This window comes from Olleya namhaensis, assembly GCF_900114005.1.
Taxonomy (GTDB): domain Bacteria; phylum Bacteroidota; class Bacteroidia; order Flavobacteriales; family Flavobacteriaceae; genus Olleya; species Olleya namhaensis.
In genome coordinates, this window is the sequence record NZ_FORM01000003.1 from 330,310 (window position 1) to 347,454 (window position 17,145).

Annotated in this window: 14 protein-coding genes and 1 pseudogene; all 15 read right to left on the reverse strand. The window is 30.2% G+C overall.

Annotated features, from left to right (window positions below):
* Entirely contained in the window at positions 1-3,483 is a 3,483-nt protein-coding gene (gene brxC / locus BMZ09_RS07050) for a BREX system P-loop protein BrxC (RefSeq protein WP_090838887.1), read from the reverse strand.
* The gene (locus BMZ09_RS07055; RefSeq protein WP_090838889.1) at positions 3,480-4,064 is read right to left on the reverse strand and encodes a DUF1788 domain-containing protein; all 585 of its coding nucleotides are present in this window, start codon (positions 4,062-4,064) and stop codon (positions 3,480-3,482) included. The genes brxC and BMZ09_RS07055 overlap by 4 nt, the downstream gene beginning before the upstream one ends.
* A gap of 2 nt (positions 4,065-4,066) precedes the next feature.
* A complete protein-coding gene (locus BMZ09_RS07060; protein WP_090838890.1) occupies positions 4,067-4,669 on the reverse strand; it encodes a DUF1819 family protein in 603 nt (200 codons plus the stop codon).
* On the reverse strand, positions 4,669-4,845 hold the full coding sequence (locus BMZ09_RS07065) for a helix-turn-helix domain-containing protein (RefSeq protein WP_090838892.1): 177 nt from the start codon (positions 4,843-4,845) through the stop codon (positions 4,669-4,671). The genes BMZ09_RS07060 and BMZ09_RS07065 overlap by 1 nt, the downstream gene beginning before the upstream one ends.
* Before the next feature lie 238 nt (positions 4,846-5,083).
* Positions 5,084-5,575, reverse strand: a complete 492-nt coding sequence (locus BMZ09_RS07070; RefSeq protein WP_090838894.1) for a hypothetical protein — start codon at positions 5,573-5,575, stop codon at positions 5,084-5,086.
* A gap of 962 nt (positions 5,576-6,537) precedes the next feature.
* Positions 6,538-7,599 (reverse strand): type II secretion system F family protein, encoded by a 1,062-nt coding sequence (locus BMZ09_RS07080; protein WP_245741099.1) that lies wholly within the window; start codon positions 7,597-7,599, stop codon positions 6,538-6,540.
* Positions 7,600-7,796: 197 nt separating this feature from the next.
* The gene (locus BMZ09_RS07085; RefSeq protein ID WP_090838899.1) at positions 7,797-11,294 is read right to left on the reverse strand and encodes a hypothetical protein; all 3,498 of its coding nucleotides are present in this window, start codon (positions 11,292-11,294) and stop codon (positions 7,797-7,799) included.
* A gap of 167 nt (positions 11,295-11,461) precedes the next feature.
* On the reverse strand, positions 11,462-11,926 hold the full coding sequence (locus BMZ09_RS07090; protein WP_143067791.1) for a PulJ/GspJ family protein: 465 nt from the start codon (positions 11,924-11,926) through the stop codon (positions 11,462-11,464).
* The gene (locus tag BMZ09_RS07095; RefSeq protein WP_245741101.1) at positions 11,913-12,287 is read right to left on the reverse strand and encodes a PulJ/GspJ family protein; all 375 of its coding nucleotides are present in this window, start codon (positions 12,285-12,287) and stop codon (positions 11,913-11,915) included. The genes BMZ09_RS07090 and BMZ09_RS07095 overlap by 14 nt, the downstream gene beginning before the upstream one ends.
* Complete coding sequence (locus BMZ09_RS07100) at positions 12,275-13,558, reverse strand: hypothetical protein (RefSeq protein ID WP_090838901.1); 1,284 nt, start codon at positions 13,556-13,558, stop codon at positions 12,275-12,277. Before BMZ09_RS07100 ends, BMZ09_RS07095 begins: the two co-directional genes overlap by 13 nt.
* Complete coding sequence (locus tag BMZ09_RS07105) at positions 13,558-14,019, reverse strand: hypothetical protein (RefSeq protein ID WP_090838903.1); 462 nt, start codon at positions 14,017-14,019, stop codon at positions 13,558-13,560. Before BMZ09_RS07105 ends, BMZ09_RS07100 begins: the two co-directional genes overlap by 1 nt.
* Positions 14,012-14,668 carry a hypothetical protein gene (locus BMZ09_RS07110; RefSeq protein WP_090838905.1) on the reverse strand — a complete coding sequence of 219 codons (657 nt, stop codon included), beginning with the start codon at positions 14,666-14,668 and terminating at the stop codon, positions 14,012-14,014. The genes BMZ09_RS07105 and BMZ09_RS07110 overlap by 8 nt, the downstream gene beginning before the upstream one ends.
* A gap of 2 nt (positions 14,669-14,670) precedes the next feature.
* Positions 14,671-15,405: a hypothetical protein gene (locus BMZ09_RS07115; RefSeq protein ID WP_090838907.1), complete on the reverse strand. Its 735-nt coding sequence runs from the start codon at positions 15,403-15,405 to the stop codon at positions 14,671-14,673.
* Between the two features lie 918 nt (positions 15,406-16,323).
* A complete protein-coding gene (locus tag BMZ09_RS07120) occupies positions 16,324-16,881 on the reverse strand; it encodes an REP-associated tyrosine transposase (RefSeq protein ID WP_090838909.1) in 558 nt (185 codons plus the stop codon).
* A 105-nt stretch (positions 16,882-16,986) separates the two neighbouring features.
* Positions 16,987-17,142 (reverse strand): annotated as a pseudogene (locus BMZ09_RS16330) (transposase); the annotation flags it as partial.
* Between the last annotated feature and the right edge of the window lie 3 nt (positions 17,143-17,145).

Genomic DNA, 17,145 nt, shown 5'->3' on the forward strand with positions numbered 1-17,145 from the left:
CTATTTTAAGTTGATCTTAATATTTTCGTTAATACGCTTTAAAAAGGCTTCTCTAAGCGCTTCTACATAATCGTTTACATCTTCTTCAGATACGAGCTCGTTTTTATCGTAATCTACATGTATTTGTGAGCGCCTTATATATTTAGCAACTGGCTCTTTTACTTTACCATCTTCTTGTTTTGGCGCAGCTAAATTTGCCATTAAGTTTAAAGCATCTGTATGTATCTGCGATAACTGATGTTGAGACTGGCGAATGTTAGAAATATAGCGTTCGTTAGTTATCGCGCTCTTTTTATAACTTAAAGCACTAATAACATTAGTTTGCTGTTCTATACCTAAGTTTTTAAACGCCTTACGGTTTGTAATATCTGCTATAAAGTCTTCTGCTGTTTTAGTAAAATTGGTCTTCTCTTCGTCTATAAGCGTTATTACTTTTTTAGACAGTTGGTCTTTTGCTGCTTTAGCCAATTGTACAGCGCTACCTTTATATGGCGTGTTAGTTGATATTAAGGTTTTTAAGGTCTCTAACTCGTCACTTTGTATGTAATCGAAGTTTGCGGTATTGCCTTCTAAAAGCGCTTTTACTTCGTCATATATTTTGCGCTGTTCGCCATTCATAAACGTTTGAATAGGCGATAACAGGTCTTCTTTACCATCTAATAAATCGTCTTCAAACTCCGATAAATTGGTAATAAAGAAACTGTAGTCCTTTTTAGACCAACGCTCTAATTTCTCTGAGAATGGTTCTAGACTTTTTAGAAAATGGTAGGATTGTTTGTTTGCTAAAAGCTGATTGACATCAATACGCATTTGTATTAATTTATCTTTAAAAGCAGTAGCAACATCTTTAGCTTCACGTAACGGACAACTCTCATTAAAGGCATCTTTATAAGCCTCTTTAAGTTTATTTACCGCTGTAGCATCAAACGAAGCTTGTGGCTCTAAAATGGTATTACCGTGGTTAGAGCTATTTAACAAGGCATTTAAAAACGCATCATTATCTAATAAATTAGAATCTTGTTTGGCTTCTATTTTTCCACGTTTGTACAGTTTTGCTGTAATTGTCCAAATAGCGTTAGGATACCAACCATAAGGTTTTTTAATAAAGACGTTTTTAAGATCGTTAAGTGTGGTACGATCACTACGTTTTTTACGTTTTAAAATTTCGCTTAAAATTTCGCCTTCGGCTTCCGACATAATAGCCTCTTCCTCCGTAAATAACATTTCAGGTGCAGAGCGTACGGTACTAACAATAGTATCTTCTGTAAACGTCACCGCTTTTAGCATGCGTAAATTAGGATATACAACTGCTACCAATTTTTGAAACGCATTAATAACTCGTGTTTTACCGTCGCTAGAATTCGTCATCTCTAACTTACCACCGTTTAGGTATATTTTAGATGCTGCCAAAGCGGTATTTGCCATGACTTTTAAATTATTCTTACGCGTTACATTTTGCATGGATTTTTCTTGAAGAATCCTTGCTACTTGAGGTCTAGTACCAGAACCTCTATTTTGCATTTCATATTTGGCTGTTTTAATATACATTCTAACATCGCGCATAAAAGTAGCGTTAGATGCTAAAACCACTTTCATACCTGTACTTCCCATGGTTTGGGATTGTATGTGCGATTCGTTAAAATCTTTACTAGAGTCGTCTGTAATAATTTCTATCTCTAGCTCTTTTTCTCTACCAAAAAAACTACCATCTATTTTGGTTGTAAAATCGTAATCTTGCTTATTTTCTAGGTATTTAATTCGGTTGACTTCTATAATATCATCATAAAGAATTTCTTTTAACAATTGCGTAACCGCTTGTTCATCAATACTTGTATTCTTTATTTCTTCTTCAACATCTTTTTCATCATCGGTTAAAAACTCATAAATATCACCATTACGTTGCACATAACTTTGGTTTTCTAGAATGGTTAATGCCGTATCAATTTTAGTTTCGTGCGCTTTAAGATCTACATTAATATCGTCTATTAACAAAACGGAAATGTTACGTTTTGTGGTTTTAAAATTCCCGAAGTACTTAACTAGGAATAAAGCTTTTAGCACTTTAATGGCAAATACATCATCTAACTGTTTTTCGGCAAGAATGATGGATTGTTGTATTTCGCCTCGCAATTCGTTACGAATACCTTCGAACATTAAATCGAAACTAACTAAAGCATTTTTATCGCGCTCTTGAATCGCTTTTATCACTTGCTGAAATACACCAAGCATAGATCGTTCTCCTACAGAAGCATGTTTACCTTGAAAGGCGTTGTGGTTAGATAAGGCTATTCTACATTGCTGAAACAAATCAAATTGATACGGAACAAATGGGAATTTGTTGGCATAATCGGCATCATCTTTATAGCCTTTAAATTGTACACCAGCTTCTGAAAATGATAATAACGATTCTAAATGCGAACCATTTTTTTTATGTGCGGCACCTAACTCTTCTTGCGCATTATCATTTTTATCTAGTAAACGTTTTTCGATAACTTCATCGACGTTTGCAGATGTTAATGGGATTTTAATTTTGAAACGTGCCTGGATACGAGAGAAGTCATTTTGTTGGCTTTTATTCATATCGCCAACAACAGTTTCCATATCCTCTTGCGAGGTTACTAAAATCCAAGAATTACCTTTTGTTTTAGTTGCTAAAGTTTCTGCTATGGTTTGCAGATTAAGCATTAGCTTGGTATTGTCGCTAATATATTGACCAACTTCATCTACAAAAAAGTTTAATCGGAATCCTTTTGGCTTAGAGTCGATATATGCTTTTACACGATTACAGAAATCTTCAATAGATTGTTTGTTTCTGTCTTCTAATTCATCAAGTATATTTTCATACTTATCGGCACTTTCATTAAAAACCGTTGCTAAAACATCTTTTACATCTAGTACAAAATATTCTAAACGATCTACTTCCCAAGTATTGTCGTTAACTTTTGCATATTCCGTTTTAAAAGCATCGTATTTACCTTTACTATCTAACCACATTTCGAACTCAGCAACGTGTGGTTGAAAACCATAATAACCTAAATGGTCGTAAAACACTTTGTAAAACACAGAAAGAATAGCATTAGCATCTTCTTTACTGGTAATCTGTGCTTGTTGGTCTATGTTGAATAAGACTGACTCTGAAGGTACACGTGTCGCTTTTAGAATGTCGTCTTTTAAAACCGCATCATTATCTACTTTCTCAGCAAATAATTCTCCCGATTTCCAGCCATCGTATTCTTTGTTTTCAAGAACGTACGATATGATTTTTAATAAGTGAGATTTACCACTACCAAAAAAACCAGAGATCCAAACACCATTGGCTCCAGAATAATCATTGTAGGCCTGAAAAAAGTCTTTTATCTTTTTTCCTATTTCGTTAGTGATGACGTACTCGGTAACTTCGGTTGAAATGTTATCGCGGTCATCGGCTTTAATAACCGTTTCAATTGGGCGGTCTATTAGTTTTTCAAAATAATTTTTGATCATAGCTTAACTTCTATTTTATCCATATTAAATGCACGGTAGTAATTGTCATCTTTTAGTAAACCAAAAAGATTTAAAGTATGTCCATTATAGTCTCCTGGGAAAAAAGCAACCGTAGGTGCTTCTTTTGCTATGTTTTGAAGATTATTAAGTACGTTATGAGAACGTATAAATGGAAATACTAAACCAATTCCGGTTAAGAAATATACCTTAGCACTGTTAGATTCTATTTTTTGTTTTATTAATGGCATCAATACCTGATGCATATTTAAGGAGGATTGTAAAGCATTTAAAAACTTATCTTTAGACTTTGCTTTTTCTACTTTAAACATACGTTCCATTCCGCCTTTAGATTCTAATATCTCACAAATAAGATCGTAAAGATTTAGTTCTAAAATAGGTACTCCTTGATTTTCTAATTTCTTTTTTAGTAAGTGTATTTCTTCTCTACACGCTAATTCCTCTTCTGCTTTATAAGAAGAGATAAAGAAAGGAATTTCGCCTCCTAACGATTCTTTATTTAAGAAATTAGAGGATGAAATAACATTGAATAAATGCTCGAATTTTGTTGTAAGATTCCCCATAATTATACTGTCAACGTTTGAATATCAAAATCACTGTACAAGAAGATTTTGAACAATTCTGAACTATCTTTAAGAATCACCTTTTTGGTTTGAGGCTCTATAATTTGAGGTTGTATCATTTTTGATTTTATGTTGTTTATCAATCCTGCTTGTTCTAATATTTTAAAGGTCACTTGCCTTACTTTATTTTGAGTTACCTCTGTTAATTTGTCTATTTCTGGATGGCTTTCTGCTTTTCGACGAAAAAAAGAAAGGTAATCTCCATTGGTTATTTCATAATCAAAAACGATATATTTTTCTCTAACTACTTCAATAATAAAATCACGTATAAAAGCGAAATTTTTACAAACGGCAATAAATGTAATCTCTTTCTGCACATTAAAATTCCCTTCCAATAACAACTCTTTTTGCTCCTCTGTAAGTACATTCAACCATTTAACCATTTCTACTAAATAGCGTTTCCCTGTGGTTCTTTTTCCATGACCCAAAACACCTTCTATATCATCAATAGGCTCCACCAAAACATGATTTGCCACAAGCGTTAATTCTCTTGTGCGCAAAGAAGCTGCAGTAAACGAAAAACTATATTTCTTTTCTGCAACCATTAATTCGTTAATTCTGTTAATGGGATATTTAAAACATCACTTATTTTCTGATAGTTTTTTAAGGTAGGTTCGCTTTTTCCTTTCACCCAATTACTAACAGAAACCTCACTAACACCAATTTTGTTAGCAAGCCATTTTTGTTTAACACCTTTAGATCTTAAAAGTTCTTTAAGCATATTTAGTTTAATAAAAATTAAAGTTTGTCTTCATATCAAAAATAGAAAAATTGCTTGACTATTTTAAGATATAAGAAGATAAAAACGATAATAAATTTAAAACTGATATTAATGCTTAGGTAATAACAAAATAATTAACGAAACATAAAAGTAATGTATCGTGTTTACATATAATTACGGGTTTCCGTAATTGTATAAAAATATTTTTATATAAATGTATAATTATAGATTTGTAGCTTTAAAGAATAGGAAACTCTTCATTCATAAAATTATAAGTAACTTTATTTAGAATCTTAATTTCATACACATTATAAAGTTCATCGTATAAAGCTTTAAAATCATTAATAGGTAAGTATTCATTTTCATCCAATAACTCATTGTATTCAATTTCGAAATTGTGGATGATTGTATCAATTACAACAGAAGTAAACTGTTTTTTAGTTATTTTATAATCGACTACTAAACTCATATAAACATCTTTCAAAACTTGAATAGAACTATTATTAATATCTTCATATAAATGTTCCAAGTTTTGAATTGCAGTTAGCACAAACTCCGCAGCCCAAAAACCAATTCCTCTATTAGTGGTCCATTCTGGAAAAGCGCTATCCATAAAAAGGATAATTTCTTTAAATATTTCAGTATGACTATATTCTCTGTTTAAAAGAATATAATCTTGGTGTTTATCTAATTGAGTTTGATAATCTTCGAAATCGGAAATTGATGGCATTTTTATGTAAAATTATGATTAATTAAACAGTTTTTATAAAAGTAATCTTGTAAGACTATTATACTCTGTTACTGTTTCGCTTAGAAAAAGTAAAATTTTTTTTATTAAAAAAGTTTTTACAAATCACTATTTCACTGTGTGGTTGTGTGGTTGTGTGGCTGTGTGGCTGTGTGGCTGTGTGGCTGTGTGGCTGTGTGGCTGTGTGGCTGTGTGGCTGTGTGGCTGTGTGGCTGTGTGGCTGTGAAAAAATAAAAATTTAAAAAAATTTTTATTAAAAATATAAATAATAAAAACTTTTTTATTAAAAAAATAAAAAAATTTTTACAGAAATCAATGCACCTCAAATATTAACTATTATTGCAAAACAACCTACTAATCCATTCTAATAAATACTTGACACAAACCTTAGAATAAAACATTTTGGAACTATATGCTATTATATGAATTAATATAAACAATCATTACATAACACTAAAAGCTCTCTAAGATTAAATAAAAAAACGCATTAAAATCCACTCTTATTTCAAAAAAAACAGAACTAATTAGCGACTTTGGAGCGTAACCCTAAAACTTATTTTAGCAAGGACAAAAACGCGTTTTTGAGTTTTGAGGTACTCAAAACATACCTTGCTGTTTAAAACACAAAATAAGTTTAACACCTATTTATATCATTGACTTAAACTCAATATTACAAAATAAAAAAAATTATTCTCTCTTACCAGTTCCTTCTATCTCCAAAAAATTAAACATTTTGTCAAAGTAGTTTTGTCACTAATCATTATGGAAAAATAGATGACAAAACCATAATAGCAATAACGACACAAAGAAGCTATCTTCAGTTTTTATCCTATGTAAAGAACACTTGGATAAGTTGGAAGAATATTGGCTAGAACAGAATTAACGAAGTTGATTTCTTAAAACAACCTTTTATAAATTATACAATAAAGTACAAGTAACATTTATTATCCTAAAACACTACTTAGTTTAAACATAGGTAAATACATCGCTATTAAAATAACACCAACCAAAACACCAACGATTAAAATAATAAATGGTTCCATTACTGTAGATAACAGTTTAGAGCGTTGTTGTACTTGTGTATTGTATTGCGTATTTAAACGCTCAAAAATAAACTCATTTTGGTTAGTTTCTTCAGCGACCTTAACCAATGCCACCATTTTGGCATCAAAAAAATTATGCTCATTTAAGCTTTCACTTAATGATTTTCCTCTTAATATATTTTGCTCTACATCTTCTAAAGCAACTTTAAGCGGATAAAAATCAATCATTTCTTTTACTAATTGAATACTGTTTACAACAGGTACTTTTGAAGCTGTTAACAAGGATACAGCTTGTGTAAATTGAGATAAATAAACCGTTCTAACAAAATCACCAATAAAAGGGAGCTTTAAAACAAACGTATCTTTTAACTTTTTAAACTCTTCTTTTTTATTTAAAAGCGGTCTTAACAACAGTAACACAACTATCACTAAAAGCATTAACCAACCGTAGCTTTTAAACATTTTAGACAAATAAATTATAACCTTTGTTATTGCTGGTAATTCTACTTTTTGTTGCAGGAAAATATCCTGAAACATAGGCACTACAAATTGCAACATAAAAACAACAACCAATACTGCAGTGGATAATATAATCGCTGGATAAGTCAATGCACCAACCAAGTTTCTGCGTTGGTCATTTTTTCTTAAATAAAAAGCCCCCAATTGCTCAGACACTTTTGATAAAGTACCTGTTTCCTCTCCAATCTTTATAGAATAGTATTCATAGTCTGTAAATTCTTTTTGCTTTTTTAAGGCTTCTGAGAGGCTTAAACCCGAGACAATGTCTTCTGATATTAATTTAAGTTTTTGTTTGTGCTGTTCTTTTTTAAATGCCTTCTGAATCAATTCTAATGCATCTTTTAAAGTTATACCTGCTTTTAGTAAAACACTAAGTTCAGCATAAAAATCTTCTTTAATCTTGTTTGAAAACGAATGACCAAAAAACGTGATTTCTTTTGTCAAAAAAGAAGATTTTTGCTCACTCTTTCTATTCACTGTTTCCTTTTTTTTTGAGGCAGTAATTTTCTCTAAATTAAATCCCATTAAACTATACCACTATTTTCTTCATTAAACTAAAAACACTTTGGCTATATAAGATTAACTAAAGATAACAACATTGACTAACTAACAAGCTACTTACAACTGTAATTATTTACATCTTAAAATTGAGATGAACTATACTTATATTCTGTCAGATTTAACACATTACCATCTTTATCTTTAATATACTTAAGTCTATTAGAATCATCATATTCATAATATATAATATCTCCTCTTGGATCTGTAATATTCGTAATACCGACTAAAGGCTTGTACTTATAAGTCGTAATCATTGCTCCAGAAAGGATTGTACTACCCCTTAGATTAGACTCTTGAGAAATAGATAATCCGTTAGACCCTAAATCAAAATTAGTTCCTAATATCGATTCTATTTCTGAATAAGTGGCATTTTCAATTTTTGCAACAGGATACCTTTTATTATACCCCCAAATATACACAATATGCATATTGTCTTTTTGACTAAGCTCTAAAATATTACCTTGTAAATCGTATTTATGATATTCTAATTTTGTTTCTGGTAAACCCAATCCTTTTGAAACTTGAACCCTTGCAGGCAAAATTAAATTAGGTGCTTGTTCTTCATAGATATTAGAAACTTGGGAAAGTTTAATATCGTTTCTAAACGACTCTACAGTTAAAACCTCCGTAATTTTATTTGATTCAATAAGTTTGTTTTTCACCTCATTTGTGTTGGAATCTATATTAGCACTACCAACAGGATAGTGATATTTATTTTTTAATTCAATTTCCTGACTATTAATTTGATATTTATGAACTTGCTCACTTATCTTAAAAATTTGGTTATTGTAGGCATAAGTTTCAACATCCTCCGTCGCTGTTTGATTACCATTCGCATCATAAAAATATTGCTTAGATAATTTATCTTTCAATAAAAATTTACTAAAGGAGTGAGAATAAAAATTATAATACAGAGGGGCAATAGTACCACAGTTAGAATAAATTCTACCGTCAGTACTCCCAACAAATTCCCTTCCAGGAGAGGGAAATTGATTTAAATAATTTTGAAATGTACTATAAAACTGAATCTCTGGACAATTTAAATCTTCATATATAAAAAGAGATCTTGCAATTTCATTCGTTATCTCCGGGAAATAACTATAAAATGTTTCACTTAAAAGAGAGTTTTCATTATTAAATATTTCTTGCTTTTTTATCGCACCTTGTAAATGTTCTTTAGATTTCAAAGGGAGAAAAGGATAGCCATAGTCAGTCGCATATGTAGGATATTCTATTGCAGATGTATATTCTAAAACACTTTTTCCTTTATTCAATTCTGAGACAGAAACTCTAGAATACCCTACATTTACCCCATTTGTTAATGCAGTATATACGCTGTTTAGTTGTTCTTTTACGTTATACCTTACAGAAACTGGAGTAGGCACATATGTCGAAGTATTTCCAAATCCGCCATTGGGTATAGCAAAAATATGTTTTTTAGTTAGTTCATAGTTTTTTACATTAGTAAAGAAACCATCAATTACTCCACTAGAGCGGATTGCTCTATTATTTAAATTAAAAGCATCATTTTCTAAACTATAGCTATAATTCAACTCTCTTTCCGAAAACGTATCTTGTATGCTATTTTTGAACTTCCAATTTTTTATTCTTACACCTCCTCCTCTAATAAATCTGTTTATATCTTCTTTATAATCTTTATAATAAATCTTAATTTTTATATTAGATGAAGGCGCATTATACTGCTGAGTAGTCAAAGATGTTATTTTTATTTTATACCTACCTGAAGGTACAACTACACTAATATCTTCCTCACTATTAAAACCGCCAACACCAATTGTATTTCCGGTATTTAAAACAGATATAATATCAATTCTACAATTATTAGCAGTGTTTAAATCTCCAGAAATAAAAGTTTGATCAATAAATACTTCTTGTTCCTCATCTATATTAAAAACCTCATTACTAGTATAAGTGTTTTGGCCTGCAATAGAAAATGTACTAGACACGTTTAAAGCTCTCCAATTATCTTCATTATATTTCTTAAAATCTAAATCGGTAAAAGCGCTAGTTCCTGAGTGATAAAAATCATTAGATTCAAAATTAAACTCTTTAACTCCACCTGTGGGATATAGAATACTTTTTAGAGAGCCAACGGTAACGTAAGATTTATCACTTGCGTATTTAGTTTTATAAATAGGAATTTGATTTGGATAATCTGGTTTATAATAACCCCAAATATCCTTTTCTAAACTTCCAAAAGCAGGCAAAAGTTCTTTCCTATCATAATCCAAAGTATAAAGCAAAGAAGTATTTTCAATGCTATTATATGTTTCTGAATAAGTGCTTAAAAATGCTCTACTACCATTCGTTGAATAATTAAAATCAATTTTTTTGACAACGTTATTATATGAGTCCCTTTCTGTTATACTATTTAATAAACAACCTCCAGAAGAATATTCTAAGTGAGAAGTCGATTTACTAAATTCAAACTTTGTACCGTCGTGAAAATTAATAGTATTTAATTTTTGAGTATCTATTGTCAAATAAGACACCGCTTTCGACCATTTTGGCAAAGCAATGGAATTATTATAATTAGTTAATTCATTTTGTTCAAAAGCTGTAGCCCCACCAAAAAGAGAAGCTTTTGTGTGAGGACTAGTTATATTTTCAATAATATTCTCTTTAATCGATGCAGGAGCAATATAAACCTCTTCAACGTGATCATATAAAAATGTAGCAAGCGCTATATTTGACTCATTTATAACTTTTTCTATTTTCCATGCCGAAACATATTCCGTTCTTGCATTTGATATTGAGCCACTTAAATTATTGGAACCATTTTGTAAAATACTACCACTAGTATTATCAGATATACTAACCTCTTTTTGTGAAAGCAAATATTTCAATCCTTTTGTGTCTTGTATTAAAAATGAATTAATATGGAATTGGTTTGAGTAATCTATTGTAATTTTCAAATTATCATCATTTGAAATCATTTTTGGAACTAGAACATTATTCAACTTTTCTACTACAAATCTGGCAGAAACACCAAACAAGCTAACTTGATAAATATCTAATGTATTGTCAAAATCTCCATCATATTTACTACTACCTTTATTACTGGCATTCCATAGGTACTCTTGAATTGTTAAATCGCTACTGTTTTCAGAATAATTAGAATCTAAATAGCTCACACTTCCCGTGCTAGTAGTATTAAAATTCCAATTTAAATCAAAGAATCCATTATGATACACCCCTACACTCTTATAACCATTTATACTATAATTTGCTTCATCTGGTACATCCATAACTGTTCTTGATACTACAGCTTCACCAAAGAAAGACCAACCACTGCCTAACCAACCCGATCTTTCATCTATTTTGATACCTTGAGTATTGTATGATATTGAAATGGGGAAATTAAAATTATTTACTAGTTTTTTCTGAAATAAAGGAATTGATATATTTGGCTGACCAGTATAATTATTTATTGCAACCTCTTCAAACCTCATTAAACTAGAAACTGTTGGAGAAGGCTGAATTATCTTGGGTAATTCTTGAGAAAATAATTCAGTGCCAATTAAAAGTACTAAAAAAGATAAAACAATATTTTTCATGCTTGGATATAATTAATTTTATAAAGTAAATTAATCTATTTTTTAAATTCAAAAAGTAAAGCTTACCATCAGAAAGCTTTAACCTTACACATTGTAAGCTACACTAGCTATTTACATAAATAGCAATGGCAAGTTATTAGTTTTACAATTCACTAATTCATCTACTTTTATTTCATAAATGTTGATGCATCATTTTGCTTAAACACAAAAAGTTGTTGATTCTGTAATACTTTAGTTGTTTCTAATTTTAAGGCATCTATCCTACCATCTTCAACAGTTTCCGTTACAAAGTAAAATACTTTATTTTCTAAAGTGATATTAAAAGTATCTTGTCCCTTTATGATATAGTTCTCATGAAATTTATATGAGACAGAATCCAAAGCTGTAACAAACTTTAATTCGTTTTCTAAAGTATCAAATACTATTCTGTTATATCTATTAAAGTCTAACCACAATGCTGTTTCTAACTTATTTAAAACTGTCGTATTATTGTAATTTTCCTGAATACTACTCATATGTTTTTGCACTAAACTTAATACAGAAAAAGCTAGTCCTACAACAATACTTGTTAATATTAGTACGATAATCATTTCGCTTAGTGTAAAGGCCTTTGTTTTACTATTTTGTTTCATTTTCCTTTCTCTCAATAGTTTTATTGGTATTTATATTGGTTGCTTCAAATTCTATAATAGTTTGATTATTCTCTATATATTTCTCAACACTTATAGACCAATCTCCTAAAGACTCTTGATAGGGCAACTCTAATTTATCATTTAGTTTTAAATATTGTAATTGGTTTAATTGTGCCTTAATAGCACGAGTGTTATTTTTAATACTACTTGAAAAAATCGTATTTAAAACCATACTTGCCATTATAAAGACAACAACTATCAATACGGTTGCTACTAATGTCTCCATTAATGTAGACCCTTTTAGGCGGTAAACCAGGTATAAAGTTGTCCACATGTTTTTATTTTGTTTTAGTACAGCCATTTTAAAATTCCTTTTTTAGAATCATTAAATGATAAACCAATATATTCTTGAGGTAAATTATTGACCATTATACCCCCATTATAAATGTGATTTTGATATACTGACCCAGATTGCTTTGCTATAAAATTATTAGTAAAAACGCTTCCATAAACCCTACCTTTTAACTCTAAGTTTTCACTGCAATAGATCTCCCCAATAACCGTAGCATTTTCCTTTATTTCTATTTGTGGGTTATAATTATTTATTTGAGCTTTGGGGGTAGATATGTAAATCACAACACCTTTTATTACTGAATAATCATCTATAAAAATGCTGTTTTTATTTAACGTATCTAAATCATTATTTGATTGCTCAGTTTGTTCCGCACTAAAAACTAAGGCAGATGGATACTCCATGGTTACTTGTTTGCCAACAAAAATATTTTTTGAAGCTATTGCTTGAAAAACACCTTTTACAGAATCTCCTATTTCAATTTCGGGAGCAATCAAAATCACATCATTTAATGATGCTGACGCTTCAACAATTATTTTAATTTTTGATTGAATAACAATATTACCAGCTATATTAATATTATTGAGTCTTATTTCTGAATTAGAAAATATTATCTGTTTTTTGTTCAAAAAAGAATTCGACAATGTTTTTTCATTTTCTAAAGTTATGAAATCTTCTACTTCTGTTTTATTAACTTGGGCTTCAACAGATGTTAATTGAGATATAATCTCTTTACCTAAACTAGGTAGACCAACTGCTTTTCTAATGGGCCCATAAATAAGTTGGGCACCATAATAAGATTGCCCCGAAATACTTCCCGACTTAACACCTCTTTCTGGCAGATAAACAACACCTTCGATTTTTGTATTACCAACCAAAACCAAGGGTTTATTGTTGTCTTGAACATATAATGCTGTTCTGTTATTTTTAGATTGTACACCTCCAATTAAAGCGACACGTTTTAACGTGTTTTTTTTTATACTTGCTGTAGAAGTTACTTTTTCAAAAACACCCCAAAACTCGCGATACACTCTTAAACTTTGGTAATCTTCATCTTCTAAACCTACATTTATGGTATCATTTAAAGGCACGCGATTAATTAATACTTGGCTTATACCCTTACTACTATTTTGCGCTGTTTGTATTATAAAATCCGTCTGAATATTAAAACGTTTGTGCGTATGTATCAATAAAATAAAACCCGCAAGAAGTAACGCTATTACCACAGCTATAAACAGTGTAAGTTGCAATGCCCCACCCTTTAGTTTTAACCAAACCATTAATTACGACTTATGCTTTGAGATTTATTTTTATATTTTACAATAATTGCTTTAATATTTCCATTTATTAAAGTTACACTATCTGCTTTTTGACCTTTTTTTAGAAGATATTGCTTATTATTAATAGAAACAACAAAAATTTGATCTGAAGTGTTTTGTTTTTTTACTACACCACTAAAAGATACTACTGGATAGTATTCTGTTTTTTTATCTTTAGAAATTGTCTTGGCTTTTCCTTTTATAAGCTTGGAAGTTAAAGTGCCTAAAAAAGGATCTTTATTTGTTTTTTGGATAGAGAATGTATCAATTTTCGGATTGATTTTTGGGTTAAAAGACACATTAAATTCTTGGACTTTTAATTCTGGAGTATTAGAGTTTATACCGTTGATTATTTTGTAACCAATAGTACCCCAAATAGCTAAGACGACTACAAGAAGCAGATATGTTTTTGTTTTATTCAATAGTAAAACCTTGTGTAGTATAATTAGTTTGATAATCTAAATTTGTTGCTTTTACACGCCATTCATAATTACTTGCATCTAAAGCAGACACACTAAAGTTAGTCGCAGTTGTTGTTTCATCTTCAATAATTTCTATGGCATCTGCAAAACTTGGTGTAGCAATCTGTACAACATAGCTGTTAGCATTTAATAGTGTTTCCCAAGAAAAATTAATAGTTTCTGTAGTGTCAAAAACAAGTCCGTCCGCAGGCGCTAATAAAACAACTGTTTCGGTTGAAATATCAACTGCATCTGTTTCTGTAACCGAAAAATTCTGAGAAGTATACGCTGTCTGATAACCGGAATTCTCTGCTCTTACACGCCATTCATAATTATTTGTAGACAACGTTGCAGAAAAACTAGTATTAGTTACTAAAGAATCTGCAATAACCTCTATCGCATTTGCAAATGTTGGATTTGCAATTTGTATATGGTAATTTTCAACATCTTCAATACCTTCCCAAGAGAATACTACATTAGAATTAGTAAGCGCACTACCTTCTTGTGGCGCTAAAACGGTTATTGTACTGCTTGAAATATCCTCTACTTCAATAATATCATCACAACTAAACATTACTAAAAGAGTTAGTATAAAACTTATGTTTTTCATCTTTAAAAATTGAAATAATTAATCTTCTTTTTAGCACGTTTTGCTGAAAGATATGATTTACTAGGGCATTTATCATTACGCTCCACCAAATCTATAATTTGTAATTGATATTTACTATCTTCTTTCCAGCAGGCACTAGACGTCTGATAGGTAAACACCACGCCATCTGTAAATTTTATAGTCTGCTGCAACGCTTTATTTATATACGCTTTTAACACATAATTTTTAACCCCTGATGTTTCCAGAAAGACTTCATCTGCATTTCTAATTACATCTTGATCACCTTGGTTTAACGCTATAGAAATACTTGTGACAATATGTGTTTGATTATTGTTTTGTAAAAACTGAAACACCTCTGTGTTTTCTTTACTTTTTAGTGCTTTTATAACGCTAACTCTATCTGCTATTTCTAGCTTTAAGAAACTTGATTGGTTAGTTTTAACAGAATCTATATAATTAACATCAATCGTATTATTTTGTGTTTGTTGCGCACTTTTAAAAGCACTAAAAGAAGACTTAGAAAAGGCAATCACATTAGGTTGCACTTTAATTGGTTGATTGTAATCCGGTATTGCTACATGATTATAATCTTGCTCTAAAAAAAAAGCTTTTTGATTACCAACAACACCCAACATCATGTTTTGAGTGGTTGTTTGTTGTGATTCTTTTTGAATGGAAATGGTTTTACAACCTGAAAGTCCTATTACCATTACTAATACTACAACTAATTTATTCATTAAATATTTTGCTTTTTGTAAATATATAACACTAAAGCCTTATCTTAATTTAATAAAAAAGGCGCTATAAAATTAGACATATTTACCGACAAAGCATAACCAATTACAACACTAAAAGAAAGGGTTCACCTTGCTAATAGTAATTTACCATAAAATTGTAATTAATAAAACAAGTGGATTGTTTGCTGTCATCTAAATACACAGTACGACTTATATTCTTCAAATCCCACTGGTCAAAAGCACTGTATGATGCTACACAATTATAATGTATGTCGTTTAGACTTTGCTCTATTTATTATGATTGTTAAGTAGTACAACATAACACCCATCTTTTTAGGTTTTATAATTCACAGCTTTTTTAACCCGATTCGCAACGTAACTAAATTTGTATAACAACCTGTCTTTGCTACTTTCTGGATAGATTCTAATTGCTTTAATAAATTGTTTTGAAGTGTGTTTTTTATTAAAAATATCTAATTACATCTTGTAACTTGTTGTTATATATAGTTGCTTGTATACACATTGTTATGCGCATTTGATCCTCTATGCTTGGTGCAGTAATTTACTGCATCGTCTAGTATTATAAAATGTATTCATCTACAAATAAACCTTCCAATATATTATGGTTTCCGTTACAAATATTGATTGTGTATTCCCTAATACTTTATATCTCTGTTTCACGATTTAAAGACTAAACAGTTAGTACAATTTTATAAAGATTACCTCTATTTTAATTATAACTTTAACACATTACAAATACTAACTAAACTAAATTAGATTCGCTTTGTCAAAGCGCACTAAGGGCAAAGACACCTTAAAACAATTAAATAGCATAGAGCGCCTTGATTAAAACAAGTCTTTAATGTTATAACTATTTTTTTTAAGTCATTATTAAGCAAGATTAACTTATTCTTAACTTTAGCCTAAAAAACCAGTACTGTCTATTTCTAAAACTGTATTATCATCTTGATAGTTTCTTGCACTTGAATATTTCCAATCTATAGCATTGGTTACAAAACCTGTTACTTTAGGATTATTATGGATATAATTTATTTTCTGTTTAATAACATCTTCACTCCATAACTCTATTGGCTTATTATGATGTTGCCAAAATTGATAGGTAGATACATTTCCTTGTTTTTTACCTGCTCTTTTAAACATCCATAATAACCACTCTTTTCTACTTTCTTGTGGATTATTTTCTATAGCTTCTATTACTTTTTTTGATGTGTATTTTTTAAAATCCCTCAGTAATTCCATAGGCTTTTCGTTACTAGACCTAAATATAAAATGGATATGACTTGGCATAAAACAATAAGCATATAGCTCCATTCCTTTTTCTTTTCTACAATAATTTATACTATCTGCTAACACATTAAAATACACTTGTCTGGTAAAAACATCAATCCAATTTACGGTCGCAAAACTTACAAAATATAAACCTGCTTTGTTATAAAACTTGTATTTCCTACTCATACTCCTAAAATACAAAAAGCTTTTGCATTTCTGTAAAAGCTTTTATAATATCTTACTCATAACGTCACTCGTCACAGACGAGCGCTAGCAGGGGCAAGCTGGGGCATATAGCTCCATTCCTTTTTCTTTTCTACAATAATTTATACTATCTGCTAACACATTAAAATACACTTGTCTGGTAAAAACATCAATCCAATTTACGGTCGCAAAACTTACAAAATATAAACCTGCTTTGTTATGAAACTTGTATTTCCTACTCATACT